The 21,418-nt window shown below is 45.3% G+C and carries 21 protein-coding genes and 1 riboswitch; of the genes, 9 read left to right on the top strand and 12 right to left on the bottom strand.

The window, feature by feature from the left end:
• Positions 1-2: 2 nt before the first annotated feature.
• The 5 genes from uppS to rpsB all read right to left on the bottom strand — a co-directional run bounded on the left by uppS (position 3) and on the right by rpsB (position 4,021).
• A complete protein-coding gene (gene uppS, locus A28LD_RS03490) occupies positions 3-779 on the bottom strand; it encodes a polyprenyl diphosphate synthase (protein ID WP_007419683.1) in 777 nt (258 codons plus the stop codon).
• 78 nt (positions 780-857) lie between these two features.
• Positions 858-1,415, bottom strand: coding sequence for a ribosome recycling factor (gene frr / locus A28LD_RS03485; protein WP_007419682.1), 558 nt, complete (start codon positions 1,413-1,415; stop codon positions 858-860).
• A gap of 19 nt (positions 1,416-1,434) precedes the next feature.
• Positions 1,435-2,178, bottom strand: coding sequence for a UMP kinase (gene pyrH / locus A28LD_RS03480; protein WP_007419681.1), 744 nt, complete (start codon positions 2,176-2,178; stop codon positions 1,435-1,437).
• A gap of 105 nt (positions 2,179-2,283) precedes the next feature.
• Positions 2,284-3,162 (bottom strand): translation elongation factor Ts, encoded by an 879-nt coding sequence (gene tsf / locus A28LD_RS03475; RefSeq protein ID WP_007419680.1) that lies wholly within the window; start codon positions 3,160-3,162, stop codon positions 2,284-2,286.
• A gap of 115 nt (positions 3,163-3,277) precedes the next feature.
• Positions 3,278-4,021, bottom strand: coding sequence for a 30S ribosomal protein S2 (gene rpsB / locus A28LD_RS03470; RefSeq protein ID WP_007419679.1), 744 nt, complete (start codon positions 4,019-4,021; stop codon positions 3,278-3,280).
• Positions 4,022-4,344: 323 nt separating this feature from the next.
• Between rpsB and map the strand changes: the two genes are divergently transcribed.
• From map to dapD, 3 genes are read left to right on the top strand one after another with little or no spacing between them, the layout of a single operon-like run.
• On the top strand, positions 4,345-5,127 hold the full coding sequence (map, locus tag A28LD_RS03465) for a type I methionyl aminopeptidase (RefSeq protein ID WP_007419678.1): 783 nt from the start codon (positions 4,345-4,347) through the stop codon (positions 5,125-5,127).
• A complete protein-coding gene (gene glnD, locus A28LD_RS03460) occupies positions 5,127-7,751 on the top strand; it encodes a [protein-PII] uridylyltransferase (RefSeq protein ID WP_007419677.1) in 2,625 nt (874 codons plus the stop codon). The genes map and glnD overlap by 1 nt, the downstream gene beginning before the upstream one ends.
• 22 nt (positions 7,752-7,773) lie before the next feature.
• On the top strand, positions 7,774-8,598 hold the full coding sequence (dapD, locus tag A28LD_RS03455) for a 2,3,4,5-tetrahydropyridine-2,6-dicarboxylate N-succinyltransferase (RefSeq protein ID WP_007419676.1): 825 nt from the start codon (positions 7,774-7,776) through the stop codon (positions 8,596-8,598).
• A 23-nt stretch (positions 8,599-8,621) separates the two neighbouring features.
• On the opposite strand, the gene truC is transcribed toward dapD, so the two are convergent.
• Together truC and A28LD_RS03445 are read right to left on the bottom strand one after the other, a co-directional pair.
• Positions 8,622-9,383 carry a tRNA pseudouridine(65) synthase TruC gene (gene truC / locus A28LD_RS03450; protein ID WP_139043519.1) on the bottom strand — a complete coding sequence of 254 codons (762 nt, stop codon included), beginning with the start codon at positions 9,381-9,383 and terminating at the stop codon, positions 8,622-8,624.
• A 64-nt stretch (positions 9,384-9,447) separates the two neighbouring features.
• The gene (locus tag A28LD_RS03445; RefSeq protein ID WP_040486958.1) at positions 9,448-9,792 is read right to left on the bottom strand and encodes a YqcC family protein; all 345 of its coding nucleotides are present in this window, start codon (positions 9,790-9,792) and stop codon (positions 9,448-9,450) included.
• A gap of 61 nt (positions 9,793-9,853) precedes the next feature.
• Here A28LD_RS03445 and A28LD_RS03440 point away from each other — a divergent pair, with 61 nt between their 5' ends.
• Both A28LD_RS03440 and A28LD_RS11850 read left to right on the top strand, forming a co-directional pair.
• Positions 9,854-10,921 (top strand): DUF3549 family protein, encoded by a 1,068-nt coding sequence (locus A28LD_RS03440; RefSeq protein ID WP_007419673.1) that lies wholly within the window; start codon positions 9,854-9,856, stop codon positions 10,919-10,921.
• Positions 10,918-11,580, top strand: coding sequence for a DUF3301 domain-containing protein (locus tag A28LD_RS11850; protein WP_007419672.1), 663 nt, complete (start codon positions 10,918-10,920; stop codon positions 11,578-11,580). Before A28LD_RS03440 ends, A28LD_RS11850 begins: the two co-directional genes overlap by 4 nt.
• Here the strand turns inward: A28LD_RS11850 and lysC are convergent.
• The 3 genes from lysC to syd form a co-directional block, all read right to left on the bottom strand.
• Positions 11,577-12,950 (bottom strand): lysine-sensitive aspartokinase 3, encoded by a 1,374-nt coding sequence (gene lysC, locus A28LD_RS03430; RefSeq protein ID WP_007419671.1) that lies wholly within the window; start codon positions 12,948-12,950, stop codon positions 11,577-11,579. The two genes, A28LD_RS11850 and lysC, sit on opposite strands and share 4 nt — an antisense overlap.
• Positions 12,951-13,010: 60 nt before the next feature.
• Positions 13,011-13,182: riboswitch (Lysine riboswitch) on the bottom strand.
• A gap of 62 nt (positions 13,183-13,244) precedes the next feature.
• Positions 13,245-13,922 carry a GNAT family N-acetyltransferase gene (locus tag A28LD_RS03425; RefSeq protein ID WP_007419670.1) on the bottom strand — a complete coding sequence of 226 codons (678 nt, stop codon included), beginning with the start codon at positions 13,920-13,922 and terminating at the stop codon, positions 13,245-13,247.
• A 220-nt stretch (positions 13,923-14,142) separates the two neighbouring features.
• Entirely contained in the window at positions 14,143-14,706 is a 564-nt protein-coding gene (gene syd / locus A28LD_RS03420) for a SecY-interacting protein (protein WP_007419669.1), read from the bottom strand.
• Between the two features lie 59 nt (positions 14,707-14,765).
• On the opposite strand from syd, the gene queF reads away from it, so the two are divergent.
• The 4 genes from queF (at position 14,766) to A28LD_RS03400 (ending at position 18,647) form a co-directional block, all read left to right on the top strand.
• The gene (queF, locus tag A28LD_RS03415) at positions 14,766-15,623 is read left to right on the top strand and encodes an NADPH-dependent 7-cyano-7-deazaguanine reductase QueF (protein WP_007419668.1); all 858 of its coding nucleotides are present in this window, start codon (positions 14,766-14,768) and stop codon (positions 15,621-15,623) included.
• Between the two features lie 134 nt (positions 15,624-15,757).
• Entirely contained in the window at positions 15,758-17,116 is a 1,359-nt protein-coding gene (gene ppnN, locus A28LD_RS03410; RefSeq protein WP_040486985.1) for a nucleotide 5'-monophosphate nucleosidase PpnN, read from the top strand.
• Between the two features lie 4 nt (positions 17,117-17,120).
• Positions 17,121-17,495 (top strand): DUF3192 domain-containing protein, encoded by a 375-nt coding sequence (locus tag A28LD_RS03405; protein WP_007419666.1) that lies wholly within the window; start codon positions 17,121-17,123, stop codon positions 17,493-17,495.
• 147 nt (positions 17,496-17,642) lie between these two features.
• Positions 17,643-18,647, top strand: a complete 1,005-nt coding sequence (locus A28LD_RS03400) for an isocitrate dehydrogenase (protein ID WP_007419665.1) — start codon at positions 17,643-17,645, stop codon at positions 18,645-18,647.
• Positions 18,648-18,732: 85 nt separating this feature from the next.
• On the opposite strand, the gene A28LD_RS03395 is transcribed toward A28LD_RS03400, so the two are convergent.
• On the bottom strand, positions 18,733-20,508 hold the full coding sequence (locus A28LD_RS03395; protein WP_007419664.1) for an acyl-CoA dehydrogenase: 1,776 nt from the start codon (positions 20,506-20,508) through the stop codon (positions 18,733-18,735).
• A gap of 114 nt (positions 20,509-20,622) precedes the next feature.
• A complete protein-coding gene (murI, locus tag A28LD_RS03390; RefSeq protein ID WP_007419663.1) occupies positions 20,623-21,411 on the bottom strand; it encodes a glutamate racemase in 789 nt (262 codons plus the stop codon).
• Between the last annotated feature and the right edge of the window lie 7 nt (positions 21,412-21,418).

Here is a 21,418-nt window from a genome sequence, read left to right as displayed (position 1 = left end):
GATTATCCCTCTTGCAGGTTCCCTGTTCCAGCTAGTTCTTGTATTTGTGCGCTGGTCAGTCCAAAACGCCGCTCGCGTCGAACAAAGCAATCGATCGCGGCAGCAAACGTCATTTCATCAAAATCAGGCCAGAGTACATCAGTAAAATAAAGTTCTGCATACGCCAATTGCCATAATAAAAAATTACTAACCCGAATATCTCCACCCGTACGAATGAGCAAATCAGGGCTTGCCTGCCCTGCTAAACACATACCCTCAGCGATATCATCTTCAGTAATATCCGCAGGGGTTAGTTCACCAGCAGCAACTCGGCCAGCTACCTTTTTAGCAGCTTGCGTTATATCCCAACGGCCACCGTAGTTAGCGGCTATATTCAACATCATTCCCGTACAATGGGCCGTTTTTTCTTCCGCTGTAGCAATTTGTTTCTGTAAACGTGCACTAAATGCTGATTTATCGCCCACTATAGATAAACGAATATTGTGTTCCGCAAGTTCAGCTACTTCACGTTTTAGCACGCCCATAAATAATTCCATGAGCACGTTTACTTCACGTGCTGGCCGGCCCCAGTTCTCGCTGCTGAAAGCAAACAAAGTAAGCGCTTGAATACCATTTCGACGTGCAAAAGTAATCGCCCGACGAACAGATTCGGCACCCGCTCGATGCCCAGATGTTCGCCGCTTTCCTTGCGATGTTGCCCAACGGCCATTACCGTCCATAATGATGGCAACGTGCCGTGGTAAACGAATCGACTCTGTAGTTGTATTTTTCCCTGTCATTCTAATCCCACAAAAAATAAACGCCGCGTGAGTATATCCGACACGGCGTTATCCTCCAACGAGGCAGATGGCGAGTGCTTAAACTTCCATCAACTCAGCTTCTTTAGTGGCCAATAATTCATCAACTTTCTTCACGAAATCATCGGTAAGCTTCTGAATGTTATCCTGCGCCTTACGATCATCATCTTCTGTGATTTCTTTTTCTTTCAAAAGTTCTTTGATATCACTATTGGCATCGCGGCGAATGTTACGTACGGCAACACGGCCCTGCTCCGCTTCAGCACGCACAATTTTCACTAAATCACGGCGGCGTTCTTCAGTGAGTGGAGGCAGTGGAACACGAATCACATTCCCGGCACCAGCTGGGTTTAAACCCAAATCAGAGGTTAGAATGGCTTTTTCTACCGCACCTGAGCTACTTTTATCGAACACGGTAATAGCAAGAGTGCGAGAATCTTCAATGGTAATGTTCGCCAACTGTTTTAATGGCGTATCGCTGCCATAGTAAGGCACCATCACGCCATCAAGTAAGCTTGGATGGGCACGCCCTGTACGAATTTTCGACATTTGTGCTGCGAGTGCGTCCACACTCTTACTCATGCGATCTTTCGCATCGGCAATTATCTCGTTGATCACTATGGGATCCTCTTCCTAATTATTTATTTGAATCTTTTACATGAGTGATTAGTGTACCTTCATCTTCACCCATAATCACGGCTTTCAGTGCACCCGGTTTATTCATATTGAAAACTCGAATAGGTAAGCTGTGATCGCGCGCTAAAGTGAATGCGGCTAAATCCATAACTTTCAATTCATTTTTCAATACATCTTGGTAATCCAAAATATCATATTTTGTAGCTTCTGGATTTTTCATCGGGTCGGCAGAGTATACACCATCTACCTTAGTGGCTTTTAGAACTACTTCAGCTTCAATTTCAATACCGCGCAAACATGCCGCAGAATCGGTTGTAAAAAACGGATTACCCGTACCGGCTGAGAAAATAACAACACGGCCTGATTTTAACAAACTAATAGCTTCTGCCCAGTTGTAACTATCACAAACGCCAGCTAACTCTATTGCCGACATTAAGCGCGCATTTATATAGGTGCGATGCAATGCATCACGCATGGCTAAACCATTCATAACGGTTGCCAGCATACCCATGTGGTCGCCTACAACCCGGTTCATGCCTGCCTTAGCCAAACCTTCGCCGCGAAATAAGTTTCCGCCGCCAATCACAAGGCCAACCTGAACACCAAGTTCGAGAATTTCCTTAATTTCTTGCGCCATACGGTCAAGAACTTTTGGGTCGATACCAAAGGGTTCGGCGCCCATTAGAGCTTCGCCGCTTAATTTTAATAAAACACGGCGATAGCTTGGTTTCGGATTTGTGCTCATATCTTTGGCTTCCGTTTTCAGGTTAAAAAAAACCGCGCCTGCTGCAACAGCAAAGCGCGGTTATGATTAGGTATTGCTTCGCAAAGGCATTTTAGCCACGGTTAATTAACCTTTTTGCGCCGCTGCTACCTGAGCTTGTACTTCAGCAGCAAAATCATCTGCTTTCTTCTCAATACCTTCACCTACTTCAAAACGAACAAAAGTAAGTACATCAGCGCCTGCTTCTTTCAGCAATTCGCCAACAGTTTTAGAAGGATCTTTTACGAAAGGCTGACCTGTTAAGCTGATTTCGCCCGTGAATTTCTTCATTCGGCCTTCAACCATCTTCTCAGCGATTTCTTTTGGCTTACCTGATTGCATAGCGATATCAATTTGAATTTCGCGTTCTTTTGCAATCACGTCTTCCGCTACATCTTCAGGCTTAACAAATTGTGGGTTGCTTGCTGCAACGTGCATCGCTACATCTTTACCAAGATCTTCGCTACCGCCAGTTAACAATACCAACACACCAATCCGGCCGCCGTGAACATAAGAAGCAGCAACATCACCGCCTTCTGCTGTAATCACCCGACGCAAATTCATATTCTCGCCGATCTTAGCAACTAAAGTGCTACGAACTTCTTCAACGGTGCCGCCATCGATCTGAGTGTTTTTCAGATTTTCAACGTCAGTTTCTTTGTTAGCGAATGCAGCGTTAACGATCTGCTCACCCATAGCTAAGAAACTTACATCACGCGCAACGAAATCAGTTTCGCAATTCAATTCAACTAAAGTACCTACGTTACCTTCAGTTTTTACTAAAATCACACCTTCAGCAGCGATACGGCCAGCTTTTTTCGCAGCTTTAGCCTGACCACTCTTACGCATGTTTTCAATCGCTAGCTCGATATCGCCATTCGCTTCTTCGAGTGCTTTTTTACAATCCATCATACCTGCGCCAGTACGCTCGCGCAGTTCTTTAACCATTGCGGCTGTAATTGCCATGATACTATCCTCTGTGTTCAGGATTCATGTCTGGCCCGGGCTTAATACCGGGCCCCGCGAAACTATTCCCACGAAATTATTGCAAAACGGCCTGTTTTCAGGCCGTTTTCTTAACTTACTCGGCGCTATCTTCTTCAGCTTCAACGAAATCGTCAGCTGCAGTGATTTCTGCACCATTTTTCTGGCGGCCTTCATTGATCGTAGTTGCCGCAGCACCTAAGTAACACTGAATAGCACGCATCGCATCATCGTTGCCTGGAATTACGTAATCAACGCCATCTGGAGAAGAGTTCGTATCAACAACTGCTACAACTGGAATACCTAAGTTGTTCGCTTCTTTGATTGCAATGTGTTCGTGGTCAGCATCGATCACGAAGATAACATCAGGCAAGCCGCCCATGTTTTTAATACCGCCAAGGCTCTTCTCAAGCTTTTCCATTTCGCGCGTGTTCATTAGCGCTTCTTTCTTGGTTAGCTTCTCGAAAGTACCGTCTTGGCTTTGAACTTCCAAATCTTTCAAACGTTTGATCGATTGACGCACAGTTTTCCAGTTCGTCAGCATGCCACCCAACCAGCGGTGATTTACATAGAATTGGTTCGATGCGATAGCCGCGTTTTTGATTTGCTCTGCAGCTGCACGCTTAGTACCAACGAACAATACTTTGCCGCCGTTAGAAGCTGTGTGCTGAAGAAAATCTAATGCCTTGTTGAACATAGGCACTGTAGATTCTAAGTTGATGATGTGAATCTTGTTACGAGCGCCGAAGATGAAAGGCTTCATCTTAGGGTTCCAGTAACGAGTTTGGTGACCGAAGTGAACACCTGCTTTAAGCATGTCGCGCATTGACACGTTTGCCATGATAATTTTCCTTTGTAAGGGGTTATGCCTCCACATATCCCATGTTGCGACCCGCATTGCATTTAAGCAATCCAAGCACCCCGCACCATGTGCCGATATGTGTGTGTAATTTAGAGTTTAATATTGCGGTTGCAGCAAATACGCATGCATTGCTACACCCACACTTTACCCACTATCAAGTGAGCGGCGCATTTTATACCATAAAACCACCTTTTGAACAACCAAAATCCATCTTCTGTATAGGTACTAATTCTGGTAGAATTTACGATAACTTAATGAATCGCGGATAAACTGCGTTTAAATTAAAAAATTAGTGAGAAACCATGGCAATTAAAATCAAAACCGCAGAAGAAATTGAGAAGATGCGTGTAGCTGGCAAGCTTGCCGCTAGCGTTTTGGAGATGATAACCCCGCACGTGAAAGCTGGGATAACAACCGATGAGCTCAATACCATTTGCCACGATTATATCGTTGCTAACGATGCTTATCCGGCTCCTCTCGATTACCATGGTTTTCCGAAATCAATTTGCACTTCGGTAAACCACTGTGTATGCCACGGAATTCCAAACGATAAGCCGTTAAAAGATGGCGATATTGTGAATATCGATGTAACTGTTCTTAAAAATGGCTATCACGGCGATACCAGTAAAATGTTTATTGTTGGTGAAGGCTCTATTTTAGCCAACCGCCTTGTGGGCGTAACCCAAGAAGCATTGTATCGCGCTATTAAAATGGTTAAGCCCGGCGTACGCCTGGGTGATATCGGTGCTGAAATTCAAAAATATGGCGAGGGTTTTGGCTATTCGATTGTACGTGAATTCTGTGGCCACGGTATCGGTGATGAATTCCATGAAGAACCACAAGTATTGCATTACGGCAAAGCAGGAACCGGCGAAACTTTGCAGGCTGGCATGTGCCTCACCATCGAACCGATGATTAATGCCGGCAAACGTAATACGAAAATTTTGGCCGATGGCTGGACAGTGTTAACCAAAGATCGCAGCTTGAGTGCACAATGGGAACACACTTTATTAGTTACCGAAAACGGCGTTGAAGTACTTACCTTGCGGGGTGAAGAAGAACTTCCGCGAGTTATTGAACATTAATGCTGTGCACGCCACACATGCTTTACCAAGCGAATTGGCCTGAACAAATTGAACCTGTTTCCGCTTGGCGGCAGCAGGTCCAATGCTATAACGAATGGTCGGCAAACCAGTTTATCAGCGCTGATATTGATACCCTAGTTGCCAACCGCGCTGATTTTTTCGATACTTTGCTACAACAACTCTGGTTACAGTTTAAATTCCCCTCTGAAAACTATGCATTACTAGCTGTTGGTGGCTATGGACGCGGAGCATTGCACCCGGAATCAGATATCGATTTATTATTTCTAGTTGAAGGTGCGTTGCCTACTCGGCAACAAGAACGTATTAGCCAGTTTATTACCCTACTTTGGGATCTACGCTTACAAGTAGGGCACTCAGTTCGCACTGTTTCTGAGTGTATGCAACAAGCCGAAAGTGATATCACCGTAGCTACTAGCCTTATTGAACATCGTTTGATTGCAGGAAGCGAATCGCTTACCGAGGCACTTGAGCAACAAATTAACTTTCACTTTCCGTGGTCGAGCCGAGCTTTTTATCAAGCAAAAAAAAATGAACAAATAGCCCGCCATCGGCAATATCACGGAACCGCCTATAATCTTGAACCCAATATAAAATCATCACCGGGTGGCTTACGCGATATTCAAACCATTAGTTGGATTGCGAAACAACATTTCCATGCTCGCAGCGATGAAAGCCTTGTTGAATATAATTACATCACTGCCGATGAGTTTGTTGAGCTTAAAGAGTGCACTAGCTTTTTATGGCGTATTCGTTTTGCCCTGCACCTAACCGCTCAAAAAGCCGAAGATCGCCTACTTTTCGATTACCAACCCGATGTGGCTAAGCTGCTCGGTTACAATAATGAAAATAGTAAAGTGGCCGTTGAGCACATGATGAAGGATTATTTCAAAGTTGTGTTACGCGTGGGCGAGCTCAACCGCATGCTACTTCAATTTTTTGAACAAGCCATCTTAGGCCCCATGAAGTTGCTTGAACCACAACCTCTCGATGATGATTTCGCCCTAATCGGCAACCAAATTATGGCCCGTAGTGATTCCGCTTTTACCAACCCTATATGCATCATGCGTTTCTTCTGGCTTATCGCTGATAATCCTGAAGTTGAAGGAGTTCATTCGCACACAATTCGCCTATTGCGCAATGCCCGGCGTGAGCTCAAAGAGCCTTTAATTAATGATACCGCCTGCCGCAACTGTTTTTTGGCTATCATTCGGCACCCACGATGCTTTGGGCTGGCTTTCGAACTCATGCACCGATTCGGCATTATGGCTCGCTATTTGCCAGCTTGGGATCATATCGTTGGGCAAATGCAATTCGATCTATTTCATGCCTACACCGTAGATGAGCACACCTACCGTTTGCTATGTAATTTGTACCAGTTCACACTTCCTGAAGAATCTGAGCATTACCCACTAGCCAGTGAAATTGTGCAAAACATGCAAGCGCCTGAATGGTTATTCTTGGCGGGGATTTTCCACGATATTGCCAAAGGGCGCGGTGGTGATCATTCCGAACTCGGTGCGGCTGATGCGCGCGAATTTGCGGCCCTGCATGAACTGCCAGCAGAAGGCGCGGAGCTGATTGCTTGGCTGGTAGAAAAGCACTTATTAATGTCGGTAACCGCGCAAAAGCGCGATATTTACGATCCTGAAGTAATCGGCAAATTTGCCAATGAGTGTGGCACTATCCAACGGCTTAACTATCTATATTGTTTAACGGTTGCCGATATTCGAGCTACTAACTCAAACCTTTGGAATAACTGGAAAGCTACCTTGCTTGAAGAGTTGTATCGAGCCACCTATGAATCACTACAGCAACACGATAAGAAAACCTTTGATGTTCGCGAACGGGTGCAAAACAATCGGCAGCTTGCTATGGGTTATTTGTTAAGTGCTGGCTTTGAAGTTGAACAAATTAATCAGCTTTGGGGCCGTTTTACAGCTGATTACTTCTTCCGCCATACCCCAGAACAAATTGCGTGGCATTCACAAAACATTATGCATGTGCAGGAACATCAATTGCCGCTTGTTTTGATTGGCGATGAGAACAATAACGGCACTACTGAACTGTTTATCTATCATCATGAAGAAAGCCATTTATTCGCCAAGGTAGCCGCTGTTCTTGATAGTGAGCAATTGAGCATTCACGATGCGCAAATCCTTAACACCCGCGATGGTTATGTTATGGATACTTTTATCGTGCTGCAGCAAGATGGCTTACCTCTTGCCGATGCTCAGCGCATAGAAGAAGTTCACCAGCATTTACATGATGTTCTAAGAAAGCGCCGGCCAGTTCCTAGCAGCCAGCGTTCTATATCACGCCGGCTGCGCAACTTTAAGGTGCGCACGCGGGTTAAGTTTATAAACTTAAAAAATGCACGGCGAACTACGTTTGAATTAATAACACTTGATAGGCCTGGGCTAATCGCCCGCCTTGCGGCTGTTTTCCAGCAGCTCGATATCAACCTTATGGCAGCAAAAATAACCACGGTTGGTGAACAAGCAGAAGATCTGTTTATTGTTGCGTCGAACAGCCAAGAAGCGCTGACAGAAAGTGAGCGCGAGGCATTAAAAAACGCTATTATTAGCGCCCTAACCGATGAATAAATTGAATTAAGAAGGTATATCCATGAGCAATTTACAAACTCTGATTGAAAACGCATTCGAAAACCGAGCTGATTTTAGCCCTACATCTACCCCTGCAGATGTGCGTGAAGCCGTAAACCACGTATTAGCTGGCCTTGATAACGGCAGCTTGCGTGTTGCGGAAAAAATCGATGGTGAATGGGTTGTTAATGAATGGGTTAAAAAAGCAGTATTGCTCTCATTTCGTTTAAACGATAACCAACTCATGGATGGTGGCGAAACCAAATTCTACGATAAAGTACCAAGCAAATATGCTGATTATACGGCTGCCGAATTTGCTGCCGATGGCGTGCGTATCGTTCCTCCGGCAATGGTTCGCCGTGGTGCTTATGTAGGCAAAAACGTTGTAGTGATGCCCTCGTATGTGAATATTGGTGCCTATGTTGATAGCGGCACTATGGTTGATACTTGGGCAACTGTGGGTTCTTGCGCACAAATCGGTAAAAACGTGCATTTATCGGGCGGAGTTGGCATTGGTGGCGTGCTTGAACCTTTGCAAGCAAACCCAACCATCATTGAAGATAACTGCTTTATTGGTGCGCGTTCAGAGGTTGTAGAAGGCGTAATTGTTGAAGAAGGCTCAGTAATTTCTATGGGCGTTTATATCAGCCAAAGCACCCGCATTTATGACCGTGAAACCGGTGAAATCAGCTATGGCCGTATTCCCGCGGGCTCTGTTGTAGTATCTGGCTCATTGCCTGCCAAAGATGGTTCCCATTCACTTTACGCAGCTATTATTGTGAAAAAAGTAGATGCGAAAACACGCGCAAAAGTTGGCATTAACGAGCTATTACGCGGCGTAGAATAACCAAGAGCAGAAAGCACCGACCTTTAAGCGTTATCGTCGGTGCTTTCTAAAAACGGCACATAAAATTCTTTCGGTACCTGTGCTTCAAAATGCATTGGCTGCTGGGTAACTGGATGTGGAAAGCTAAGGTTAGTAGCCGCTAGAAGTAATCTCTTAATGTTGAAATGTTCCCGAAAGAACTTATTGTGGCGGCCATCACCATGATTCGTATCGCCCACTATTGGGTGGCGAATATGGGCCATATGCCGCCGCAGCTGATGTTTTCTACCTGTTTTTGGCGCCAGTTTTACCAGCGAATATCGGCTCGTTTCATGCTTAGTGCTTACCTTAAATGGCAGCTCAATCTGCTCTAAACACAAAAAATCGGTTACGGCACTTTGCGCATCTTTATCTTGATTCGCCATTTTATCGGCAATTGCATCCAACTCTTCTTTGAGTGGATAATCTATACGGCCGTATTCATTTACGTATCCACGAACTACCGCATGGTATATTTTCTGAACCCGATGGTTGGCAAATAGCTCACTCATCTTGGTCGCAACTTCAGCACTCAGCGCAAATGCCAATAAACCAGAAGTAGGCCGATCAAGGCGATGCACTGGAAACACGTGCTGGCCAACTTTATCCCGCAGCAATTGCATAGCAAACCATTTTTCGCCCCGAGCTAACGCTGTACGGTGTACCAATAAGCCCGCCGGTTTATCAATCACAACTATGTGTTCATCTTGATAAATAATCGGAACATCTGGGCGTTCCTCACTAAATGCAGGAGCTACCCACAGCATATTACCTTCGCGTTGATTATTACCATTATCCTTGCTGCTATCTTTCATATTAGCTTTAGCAGAATCAATGTCGGCCATGATGCCCATCCAGTAATTCATCAATCGCTTTTAATACCAAAATTACTTGCCGATGTTCCTTTAATCTTCCTTTCCACATTTCTACGGCCATTGGGCTTACCGCTATCTTATTGGGTAGCGGGTTTTGTTGCTCAACACACTGTCGTAAACTCGGGATCATGATAAACTGAACCCATTGATGAAATTCAAGCGTATCACTAGCAAATGGCTGAGTACTCATTAAGCGAGAAGGTTCGGGCATGCTATCGTCCCATAACTTCTGAGCTTTAAGGTGGGTTTCTAGTTCTTCGAGCAGCACCAAGGTTTCCTGAGTTACTGATTGTTTCGCCATAACGATTCGCTTTAATACCTTTTTTAACAGAACATTTATTCGCTAACTATACCGGAAAAGCATGCAATCAATCGATACCTTAAGTGATTTTCTTGCCGTTGCGGGCGCAAATCACCAAGCTAAAACCGAATACCGCATTTATGATTTAAGCCGCCGCGTGCAGCCTATTTTAGCCGCCGATTTTCAAGCAATTGAACGTGGTGAACGGCCATTCCCCGCACCACGCCAACAACATGCATGGTTGGGCGTTGTATTGTGGTCGAGTGTTCGCGATAGCGACCCGTATATTTGGTTCGTAAAGCTACCTCTTGATGAACGTGGCTTGTTTGATCACGCTGCGCGCCAGCATTTCCTAAGTATAATTGTTGAAGCCCTAGGTGCAGATCCAACCAGCACGCCAACTGCAGAACAAGAGCAACGTTTACAACAAAATCCGTACATTTTTGTTCCTGAAGAAGCTCGGCGAGCTGCTTTTCATGCGCAAGTGAGTGCCGATCTAGAACAGCCCACTTCGATTCATTACGAGGATGCCCTAGCGTGGCTGCAAGGGCAAAAGCCCTTTGAAGATTGGGAGAATTTAGGTGTACAGGGTATACACGATGCCTTAACTAGGAATATTAGTGATAGCCAATTACAGCAGCGAATACAGAGCAATTTACTAACCTGGCCTGTGCCGATTCAGCAAGCGCTTATGGAAGCTATGGAGCATCAAGAATTGCCCGCTACCATGGCACAAAACCTACTTGCGCAATTAAATAGCAGCCTAGCCGTAAGCGCACAAATCATACTCATAAGAAGCCTCGCCAGCCAAAGCCATACGCCTGCAATGCACAAAGCTATTGGCCGTTTATTGCGTGATTTACCGCAGCAAGAAACAGATAAACTCGATTTGCTCTTTAGCTTAGGCGCGCGTTGCTGGCCTGCTCTTACCGATACCAATAATTTAGAACGTTACATGACAGCCATCGCGAGCGCTAATGAAGATATTTTTGTTAGTGTATTTCGTGATTTAGTAATGTTACCAGAATTGCGTGGTTTGTTATTACGGTTGTTTGGTAGCAACAATTTGAACCCTCAACTACAACAAGCGCTTACGCAATTGGTAACCCGCACTCGAGGCACCGCATGAACGCCAGCTTATATGATGTACTCGCATTATTGCTATTGATTCTCGGTGGCTACCTTTTTTGGCAGTGGCGCTTGCAAGAAGAGCACGCCAGAAAGCAGGCTGAAGCGATTTGTAAAAAGTATAATGTACAATTCCTCGATATCGCCAGAAGCCGCGGCAGGCCGCGCTTCACACCACGAACAGGCTGGGAGGCTGGTTTTCAATTTGGCTTTAGTAGTGATATTCAAACCCGCTATGAAGGTGAGCTAGTGTTGTTAAACCTGCACCTGCGCGATGTCACCATGCCGCCTCACAAGGCCCCCGCTGTTGATAATGATGATGCCATTGATGGCGAAACCGTTAGTGCAACAGCAAGTACCTCTAACTCTAATGCAGCTTCTGGAACTCGAGGCTCTCAAACAAACACTAAGCCCGAAACAAAGCCACAAGTAATGCCAACAACCGGTGCGCACCAAATTCCAGCGCCCATCACTACCTTTAATATGAGTTACGGTGAGCGCAAACCCTTAACTGGCGCAGAACAAGCCGATAATAGCGGCGGTTTACCACCGATTATTGATGCTATCTTCCCAGAAGATAAAGCCGAAACTGGCGGTGCAAACAACCTTAATCAAGCACCGCCCATTACCATTGATGGTTTCAACAATACCGATGGTTAAGCTTCCAGAAAACCCTGATGCAGGGTTTTAAGAATATCGGTTGTATCCTCTTCGCGCACCAAAATACATAAATTATTTGGGCTTGCCCCTTGGCTAATCATACGAATATTTTTCTTGGCTATCATTTGAAATATCCGGCTTGCTACTTCAGGAGTGTTCGAAAGTTGGTGGCCGATAACGGCAACCAACGCCAATCCTTCTTCAACCGTAACATCGCATAGTGGTGCTAATTCATCGAGCAACGCTTGGCTTATTAACTTGTTTCCAGAAGAATGAGAACCCGTGGCATCGAGTGTTAAGGCTACTGAAACTTCCGATGTAGTAATTAAATCTACGGAAATACGATGCCTAGCCAGAATAGCGAACAATTCAGCCAGAAAACCTCGAGCATGTAACATATTTAAGCTGCGCGCTGTGAGTAAAACCTGCCCTCTTCGCGCGCTCAACGCTCTGCATACAGGCCGCTGCTCGGTGGTATTTTTAACCCAAGTGCCGGCTTTTTCCGGTTCGCGAGTACAGCCAATAAATACCGGCACCTGCGCCCGTTGAGCTGGAAGTAATGTTGCTGGGTGTAATATCTTCGCGCCAAATGTAGCCATTTCCGCAGCTTCAGCAAAGGTTATCTCACTTATCGGCCGAGCTGTGGCTACTTGCCGCGGATCACACGTATAAATGCCGTCTACGTCGGTCCATATTTGCAACGCTTGTGCACGCAATCCTTCAGCAAACAACGCTGCGCTCAAATCTGAACCACCACGCCCTAACGTTGTTACCCTATCGGCAGCATCTGCGCCAATAAAGCCTTGTGTTACTACACAGTAGTTTTCTAATAACGGCTTTAAGTGCTCTTTCGCCAGCATTCCTATACGCATAGGGCGCGCTTCGGCATTGCCAAAATGGCTGTCGGTTCGAATAACTTGGCAGGCATTAAAATCACGTGAAGTTAGGCCACGTTGGCGCAACAATTCAGCAAGAAACATTGATGAACAGCGCTCCCCTAAAGCCAATAGCTCATCTTGTTTACTGGCTTCCACGCCTGAATCAGCTAAGTGTGTGCTTAGTTCAGCCATGCGGCTAAGATATTCACGTAATTGCGCGTTTATTTCTGGAGAAGGTGATAATTCTTTACTGATATTATGCTGAATATCCATTACTTCAGTAAGCAATTGTATACGTTCTTGTTCCGCAGTAACCCCTTTCGATAACGCCACCAAACGATTGGTAACACCGGCAGCAGCGCTCACTACAACAAGGCGAATAGCTGGGTTAGCTTGCACAATATCTGCGCAGCGTTGAAGTGCTGGTAAATCAGCAACGGAAGTACCGCCGAATTTGGCGACAATAATTGAGGATTCTAAATTTTTTTGCATTAGCTCCGAACCATATAATGTTCAAAGAGCTTGGAGCGCTGAGTAGAAATAACAAGGCAACGCCCCAGAAGCTCTCCACCTGAAACGGTGACAGTAGCAGAGATTCAACCCTAACCACCGATACGAACGCCGCCAAATCGTTCGTATCTCGGCGTTGTGCCCCCTAGGCTGTATTCATTGGGTTTTGGCACCCTACTACAGCTTGCCTGGCAAACGCACCTCTTCTGATAAATACAGCAGCTATAAACGCTGCTGTAACAAGGGCGTGAATTTCACCTGAATTCAGAGTAAATGTCAATCAACCGCTTCATCATCTCGCGCTAAAAACATAAGTTGCCCGGTGATATCACCCACTTGAATATCGCGCAAGTGATGAAAACCCCGTTGGCCAAAAAACTTTGCATACTCTGGCCGCGTTGCCAGTAATCCAATACCTGCCGATTCTGGTTCAGCAGCAAGCTCAGCGCGTGCAGCATGCACCAGTAAATCACCCAGGCCTTGCTGTTGATAGTTCGGGTGCACCGCAATAAAGGTAAGCATGTGATAATGATTTACCGGCATAGCTTCGGAAATAATGCGCTCTTTTTCCAGCATTTGCTTGGTGCTTACGTAACCCGCGGTAAGTAGCATACGCAAACGCCAGTGCCAAAAGCGTTCCGGCCCAAAGCTCGTTCCTGGCCGCGTCATGCACACTACACCCTCTAGTGTATCTTCGTCGAAAAGCCCGAATATAGGTTGATTATGCTGATGAAAAACTGCTAATTCTTCACGAATAGCTGCACGCAGGCGCTGATCGTAACCATCCTTACCAGCTTGGAAAATCGATAAAAACAAGGGATCATCATGGTAGGCTGCAAATAACAACGAAGCCGCTGTGGCTAGGTGCTCTTGCCCTAAATATACTAGTTCACCTGTTAATTTCGGCTCTAGTGATGGCGCTGATGCTGATGCAAGTTCTGAATTTGTTGTCATTTATTGCTCACTATCCCATTGGCGATTATTCATCATCAAACCGTTTACACTGTAGTTTTAGCCTTAAAAGTGCTCAACCCATAATCATAAGCTTCTGAGTAACTGTAAGGCTCAAATCATTTTCAACTTATCGGAGCTACTTTAATGGAGCTCGACGCGGATGTCATCAACACTTTACTAACATTTCACATCAACGCCGCACTTTTTTCGTTTTCCGCAATTACGCCTCAAATTCATCTGCGGGCAAACGCGGCTGCACTTCCGCTAAAAAACTGGCTAAATCTGGAGCTAGTATTTCATGTTGATCTTTTCCTGCATATTCTAACCCTACTTCACCGGTTTCATTATTAACCGAGATCAACAAGTCGTCTTCATCTGTTACACCTACAAAAAGCGTAATGGTTTGGCCTAATCGCTGCTTCATCATTACATGGCCTATCATATTCTGTTGTAAGCGTTCAGCATCTTCCGGGTGCATAACTTGCAACAATTCAAGAGCATTATCGCGAAACTCAAGCATAAGATCGCCAGCATACACATAGCTAAAAAAATCTTTCACCTGAGTATCTAATTGCATTTCTAAAGCATGTTCAACACCACTAAAATCTAATTTTTCAGTTTGTGGCACAGCCTGCCATTCAATATCACCACCGCTTGGCTTCCCGAGGTAACAAGGTGCATCCCAATTCGATATATATTCCGCTTTAGGCGTTAAGCCAGCAGCTTGATAAAACGCTGCATAGCGTTCGTGGAGTAACTTTAAGCTTTCAATTACCGAGTTCATCTGGCCTCCGGGCTCGATTATTCATACAATAGGGGCATTCTACGCAGAGGAAGTATGTAATGCCAGTAAGCCCAGAAAACCCGATGGCACATTTGAAGCTTGGTGAAGCCACTGAATACCCAGCGCATTATGATGCCAAGTTACTTCAGCCGGTTCCGCGGCAACTGAACCGCAGCAGCATAGGTGTTGCTGATAACGCCCTACCGTTTGCAGGTAAAGATTTATGGACCTGTTACGAACTCTCTTGGTTACAGCCCAATGGTGTTCCAAAGGTAGCAATTGCTGAAGTAATAGTGCCGGCAACTAGCCCTAATTTAATCGAATCCAAATCGTTTAAGTTATATTTGAATGGCTATAACCAAAGTACATTTGGTAGCGAAGAAGTAGTTTTGAATCAACTTACTGAAGATCTCAGCCATTGCGCCGGCGCGCCAGTGGTTGTTCAAATTTATTCGCTAGATGCCTACACAGAATCGGGCCTTAAACAATTCGATGCCATTTGCATTGATAACGAAGCGGTTGAGATTAACGAATATGATTACGATCCAGCGCTACTCGGAGCGTTTAATGCCAACGCTGAAATTGTGAGTGAGAAGCTTTGCAGCCATTTATTAAAATCAAACTGCTTGATTACCAATCAGCCTGATTGGGGTTCAGTTTATATTGAGTATACGGGCCCTAAAATAGAACGCGCGGCGTTATTGCGTTATTTAATTTCATTCCGTAATCACAATGAATTCCACGAACAGTGTGTAGAGCGTATTCATACCGATTTAATCAAGTATGCCGGTTGTGAATCACTTACTGTGCTAGCTCGGTATACACGCAGAGGCGGTTTAGATATCAACCCTATTCGCCACAGCTGTAACACTCAAATAAATAACACTTTATTTCGTGGCCGATTGGCTCGCCAATAGTTATTTTGGTTGATTAATACCTGAGAAGATGCGTACTCTTAGTACACGTGTAACGAAACTATTTATACATCAAAAAACACAAGAACAAGGAAACACAAACGGCAGAGGCTGTTTGTATGGAGCATAAAATACATATGAGAATTTCATTATCACCTCAGGGCAGCATGGCCCTGCTATCACAACTTGAAATCGACCGTTTACAACAATCAACGGATAGCCCTCTGTATAAACTATTTCGCAATTGCGTTTTAGCCGTATTGAATGTGGGTAGCCACACGGATAACAGTGCAGATATCTTTGACCAATTTGAAGATTTTGAAGTTAATGTATTACGCCGGGAACGTGGCGTGAAACTTGAGCTTATTAACCCTCCACCTTCTGCATTTGTTGATGGCGAGCTGATCGTTGGTATTCGTGAGCACGTAGAAGCGGTTTTACGCGATATTCTTTTCGTTGGTGAACGTTACCCAGCAGAAGTATTACAAAGCATGAGCACTCGCCATTTAACCCATGTTACCTTTGATATTATGCGTAATGCTGGGGTGGTTAAACCAATTCAAGAGCCGGATATGGTGGTATGTTGGGGTGGCCATTCAATTTCAGAAACCGAATATAAATACACTAAAGTTGTAGGTTATGAGCTTGGGTTGCGTGGTTTCAACGTATGCACAGGTTGCGGCCCAGGTGCCATGAAAGGCCCAATGAAAGGCGCAACCATCGGCCATGCCAAACAACGAATCAAAAATGCCCGTTACTTTGGCTTAACTGAACCGGGTATTATTGCCGCCGAACCACCAAACCCAATCGTAAACGAACTAGTTATCATGCCTGATATCGAAAAACGTTTGGAAGCGTTCGTGCGCTGCGCCCACAGCATTATTATTTTCCCAGGTGGTGCTGGAACAGCCGAAGAGCTTCTTTATTTATTGGGCATTTTAATGCACCCCCATAATAAAGAGCAGGCCTTGCCAGTAATCTTAACGGGGCCAGAAAGCTCACGCGCGTATTTTGAACATTTAGACCAGTTTATTGCTAATACCTTGGGCCAAGAGGCCACCCAATACTACAAAATCATCATCGATGATCAGGTAGCGGTAGCACAACATATTCAAACCGGTATGGCAGCGGTAAAACGGTATCGTCAGGAAAGTGGTGATGCATACCACTTTAACTGGACACTACATATTGAAGAGCCATTCCAGCTTCCATTTGAACCTACCCATGCGAACGTTGCGAAGCTTAACCTGCACAGAAATCAGCCGAAAGAAGAACTGGCAGCTGATTTACGCAGAGCTTTCTCAGCTATTGTTGCCGGAAATGTGAAAGCGCCAGGATTACGAGAAATTCGTGCTCATGGGCCTTACCAAATAACGGGTGAGCCGGAATTCATGCGAGAACTCGACGAACTGCTGCAATCTTTCGTTGAGCAGGATCGCATGAAACTCCCGGGTGGTACAAAATACACACCATGCTATCAAGTTGTGAAAGGGTAATTTTGTGAAAAAAGGGTTTATCATTGCAGCCATAGGCTTTCTGCTCTACGCAATTCTTGCGGGGGCCGTGCTGCATTTCTATACGGCAAACCCTGAAACCATGACATGGCGAGAGCGTGAGATCTTCAATCGTAAATATATTGGCCGCCTAGAGATTGGCGCCCACAGAGATGAAGTTCTGCGTCTTCTTGGCCCACCTGATATCAGCGAGGCGCGCATCAGCAGTGATGGGCGCAACGTTTTAATTCTTTTTTATCGTACTCAACATGTTAAATCTGATGGCATCACCACACGAGACGAAACCACGCCATTACTCTTTTTCAACGACAAGCTCTATGTTTGGGGTGAATCAGCTTACACTGCTGAATTCGGCAATTAACTACCGCTAATCATTTGGTGAATAGCGGTTATATGCGCTTACCCTCGCCTAGCTAAAACCGCCTAAAAACGCTATAATCCAGCCACAAAACTCGCTGGCTCAGTACGTGCCTGCTTCGTATTTTAATTGTTGTAGAAGGGTTTTCTAATGAGCAAAACAATTACCGTAATTCCAGGCGATGGTATCGGCCCCGATATTATTGAATCAGTTACCGCCATTCTTGATAAAGCAGGGTGTGGGTTTACTTATGAATATGCTGAAGCCGGGCTCATAGCGCTAGAGAAACATGGTGAATTGTTGCCAGCATCCACATTAGAAGCTATTGCGCGAAATGGAATTGCTCTTAAAGGCCCTTTAACTACGCCAGTAGGTGGTGGTTTTACATCAATCAACGTTACTTTACGTAAGCAATTTGGTTTATACGCCAACGTGCGCCCAGTGGTAAGCTTCAAAGGCACGAAAGCACGCTACGAAGACATTGATATCATTACCATTCGTGAAAATACCGAAGGAATGTATTCAGGCATTGGCCAAACTACTAAAGAAGATGGTAGCGAAGCGGAAGCAGTGAGCCGTGTTACCCGTGTAGGCTGTGAGCGCATTGTTCGCTTCGCCTTCGAAACAGCCCGCCGCGAAAACCGGAAAAAAGTTACCGCAGTTCACAAAGCAAACATCTTGAAAACAACTTCGGGCATGTTTTTAGCCGTAGCACGTGAAATTGCGAAAGAATATGAAGATATTCAATTCGAAGAAATGATTGTTGATGCCGCATGCATGAAGCTTGTTATGAACCCCGAGAACTTCGATGTCATCGTAACTACTAACTTGTTCGGCGATATCTTATCAGATCTCTGCGCGGGCCTTGTAGGTGGTTTAGGCATGGCTCCAGGTGCGAATATTGGTGCCGATTGTGCCATTTTTGAAGCAGTTCACGGTTCAGCACCAGATATCGCGGGTATGAACTTAGCAAACCCAAGCGCCATTATCTTAGGCGCTATTCAAATGCTTGAGCATTTGGGTATGCAAAAAGAAGCAAAGAATATCCTCAATGCGTTGCGCGATGTAATTGAAAGCGGCGATCGCACCACCGCTGATTTAGGTGGCAGCCACGGCACTACTGATTTCACTCAAGCTATTATTGATCGCCTATAATTATTCAATAGCTACTCGTGACCAAATAAAAAAGGAGCTATGCGAATAGCTCCTTTTTTACATTTCAACGCTCTTCCAAGCCTGCTTACAGCCACTCCGGCTTAGTGCTAAGAAAGGTATCATCAGCCGCCTGCAAACGCTGCAAATGCAGTTCTGCTTCCGGCAATTCCCAGCGCATAAAATACCGAGCTGCCTGCAACTTTCCTTGCACAAAATCTGGTTCTAACCCATGATCGCCAAGTGCTTTGCTAGCCATTTCTAACCACAACCAACCCACTACGTATTTACCCATGATATCCAAATATACCGAAGCATTCGCTAAGGTTTGTTCGGCGTTACCACTGAGTAAACTCTGGCCAAGTTCAACAGTAGTTGCCATAAACGGCTTCAAAGCATTTTGGTAAAGCACCACTGCTTCGTGCAACTCTGGGTACTTACTTGCAGCATTTAGGGTTACTTGAATACGCTCCAGCAATAGTTTTAAACCCTTGCCTTCATGTTGCCACAGCTTTCTACCCAGTAAATCGAGCCCCTGAATACCATGAGTGCCTTCATGAATTGGGTTCAAACGATTATCCCGATAACACTGTTCCACTGGGTATTCACGAATGTAGCCCGCCCCCCCAAGCACTTGAATAGCTAGATCGTTAGCACGTGGGCCATAAAAAGAAGGGTATGATTTAACTACCGGAGTAAGTAAATCAAGCAAAATGCCGCTCTCAGCGTTATCACCCGCATCGTGCTCATCGACTAATCGGGCAGCTAACAAACAAAGCGCTAGCGAGCCTTCAACATAAGCTTTTTGTTGCAAAAGCATGCGCCGAACATCGGCATGCTCGATAATAGGCACCGGTTTACTTGCCGGATCGCGATTGGCAGCACTGCGCCCTTGCGGCCGATCTTTAGCATAAGCAAGCGATTCTAAGTAACCTCGATAGCCAATCATTGCGGCACCAAGGCCTACGCCAACCCTTGCCTCGTTCATCATTTTGAACATGTAGCTCAAGCCATGCCCGGCTTCACCCACTAGGTAGCCCACACAAGCGCCCTGCTCGCCAAATGAAAGCACCGTAGAAGTAGTTCCACGGTAGCCCATTTTATGCAGCAAGCCCGCAAGCTTTACGTCGTTTCGTTCACTACAGTTACCTTGTTCATCCACCAAAAACTTCGGCACAATAAACATTGAAATACCTTTCACACCCACCGCCGCACCCTCGATTCGGGCGAGCACCAAATGCACAATGTTTTCGGTAATATCTTGATCACCACCAGAAATATACATCTTTTGGCCTTTCAGCCGGTATGTACCATCTTCATGAGGTATCGCTTTCGTAGTGAGATCACCAAGCGATGAACCCACATCGGGCTCAGTAAGTGCCATAGTGCCAGCAAAGCGGCCATTAAACATAGGTTCTAAAAACGCTTGTTTTTGCGCATCTGCCGCAAAGGCATGAATTACATTCGCAGCCGCGCTGGTAAGGAAAGGATAAGCCGCAGTGGCTGGGTTTGCCGCCATGAAATAAGCATTACACGCCATGCTGATAAGTGCAGGCAACTGCATACCACCATCATCATACCTATGCCGAGCCGAAAGCAAGCCTGATTCGGCATAATGCTGCCACGCAGCTTTAACTTCTGGAATAGTGGTTACATGCTCGCCATCGAATTGCGGCTCGTTAGCATCGGCTTTGGCGTTGTGCGGTAAAAAATGCGTTTCTGCTATGCGGCGAGCTGTATCAAGAACGCTGGCGAACGCTTCTTGATCATAATCTGCGTAGCGCTCAAAACGGGTAAGCTGTGCAGCGGAAAAAACAGTATTAAGAAGAAACTCAAGATCCTGTTGTTGTACCAATTTCGACATAACTGACCACCTATATTTAAACGCTTGTTTTATTTTTTTATATTGCCACAAATAGCATTACAAATATAGCCGCAAGCGAATAGGTATCAGTTAGGCCAAACAGGGAAAAAACGCCTAGAATACATCCACATCAAACCCTTCCCCCCACAACACATCTACCTGTTGCTGAAAGTGCGCTTGATTCCCACTGGTAATGAATTTTGTTGTTGCCAAGCCTTGATTTGTGGTGTTTAAATCGGTTTTATCGAGCCGCCGTAGTACCTCCTTGGCCACCGCAACCTCGGTATTAATAATGCGCACTTCAGGCCCAGCTATGCGTTTAATTACCGGCATTAAATGCGCATAGTGTGTGCAGCCTAACACTAATGTATCAACACCCTTATCAATGAGAGGGAGCACGTATTGTTTTACCACTTCTGAGGCTGAATCGTAATCTAGTTGCAACGATTCCACCTGCTGAACTAAATCAGGGCAAGGCATCAGCTCAATTTGAATATTTAGCGCCACCCGATCGGCCAAGGAGCTAAAAGAATTAGTTTTTAGAGTTCGAGGAGTTGCCAACACACCAATAATACCGGTTTTGGTATTCAATACTGCGGGCTTAATACCGGGCTCGGTTCCGATAAAGGGAATAGAGTAGCGTTCGCGCAAAGCTTCAATGCATGATGTGGTAGCCGTATTACAGGCAACCACTATCGCCTTCACATCTTGTGAAATAAGGTATTCAGTGATTGCTATGCAGCGTTGTAAAATATACGCATCTGTTTTTTCGCCATAAGGTGCGTGCCGGCTATCAGCTACATATATAATATTGTCGTTCGGAAGGAGCTTTCGTATTTCGCGGGTTATCGCCAAACCACCGATACCGGAATCAAAAACACCAATAGAACCATTAGAACTCACTCTAAAA

This window comes from Idiomarina sp. A28L, from assembly GCF_000218785.1.
Lineage (GTDB): Bacteria > Pseudomonadota > Gammaproteobacteria > Enterobacterales > Alteromonadaceae > Aliidiomarina.
Note: the sequence above shows the minus strand (reverse complement) of the source record. Positions and strands in the feature narration are given on the sequence as shown.

Bases quoted from the DNA above. Each gene is read 5' to 3' on its own strand.
- uppS (WP_007419683.1), bottom strand. From the start codon at position 779: ATGACAGGGAAAAATACAACTACAGAGTCGATTCGTTTACCACGGCAC.
- pyrH (WP_007419681.1), bottom strand. From the start codon at position 2,178: ATGAGCACAAATCCGAAACCAAGCTATCGCCGTGTTTTATTAAAATTA.
- tsf (WP_007419680.1), bottom strand. From the start codon at position 3,162: ATGGCAATTACAGCCGCAATGGTTAAAGAACTGCGCGAGCGTACTGGC.
- rpsB (WP_007419679.1), bottom strand. From the start codon at position 4,021: ATGGCAAACGTGTCAATGCGCGACATGCTTAAAGCAGGTGTTCACTTC.
- map (WP_007419678.1), top strand. From the start codon at position 4,345: ATGGCAATTAAAATCAAAACCGCAGAAGAAATTGAGAAGATGCGTGTA.
- glnD (WP_007419677.1), top strand. From the start codon at position 5,127: ATGCTGTGCACGCCACACATGCTTTACCAAGCGAATTGGCCTGAACAA.
- dapD (WP_007419676.1), top strand. From the start codon at position 7,774: ATGAGCAATTTACAAACTCTGATTGAAAACGCATTCGAAAACCGAGCT.
- truC (WP_139043519.1), bottom strand. From the start codon at position 9,383: ATGCTGTGGGTAGCTCCTGCATTTAGTGAGGAACGCCCAGATGTTCCG.
- A28LD_RS03445 (WP_040486958.1), bottom strand. From the start codon at position 9,792: ATGGCGAAACAATCAGTAACTCAGGAAACCTTGGTGCTGCTCGAAGAA.
- A28LD_RS03440 (WP_007419673.1), top strand. From the start codon at position 9,854: ATGCAATCAATCGATACCTTAAGTGATTTTCTTGCCGTTGCGGGCGCA.
- A28LD_RS11850 (WP_007419672.1), top strand. From the start codon at position 10,918: ATGAACGCCAGCTTATATGATGTACTCGCATTATTGCTATTGATTCTC.
- lysC (WP_007419671.1), bottom strand. From the start codon at position 12,950: ATGCAAAAAAATTTAGAATCCTCAATTATTGTCGCCAAATTCGGCGGT.
- A28LD_RS03425 (WP_007419670.1), bottom strand. From the start codon at position 13,922: ATGACAACAAATTCAGAACTTGCATCAGCATCAGCGCCATCACTAGAG.
- syd (WP_007419669.1), bottom strand. From the start codon at position 14,706: ATGAACTCGGTAATTGAAAGCTTAAAGTTACTCCACGAACGCTATGCA.
- queF (WP_007419668.1), top strand. From the start codon at position 14,766: ATGCCAGTAAGCCCAGAAAACCCGATGGCACATTTGAAGCTTGGTGAA.
- ppnN (WP_040486985.1), top strand. From the start codon at position 15,758: ATGAGAATTTCATTATCACCTCAGGGCAGCATGGCCCTGCTATCACAA.
- A28LD_RS03400 (WP_007419665.1), top strand. From the start codon at position 17,643: ATGAGCAAAACAATTACCGTAATTCCAGGCGATGGTATCGGCCCCGAT.
- A28LD_RS03395 (WP_007419664.1), bottom strand. From the start codon at position 20,508: ATGTCGAAATTGGTACAACAACAGGATCTTGAGTTTCTTCTTAATACT.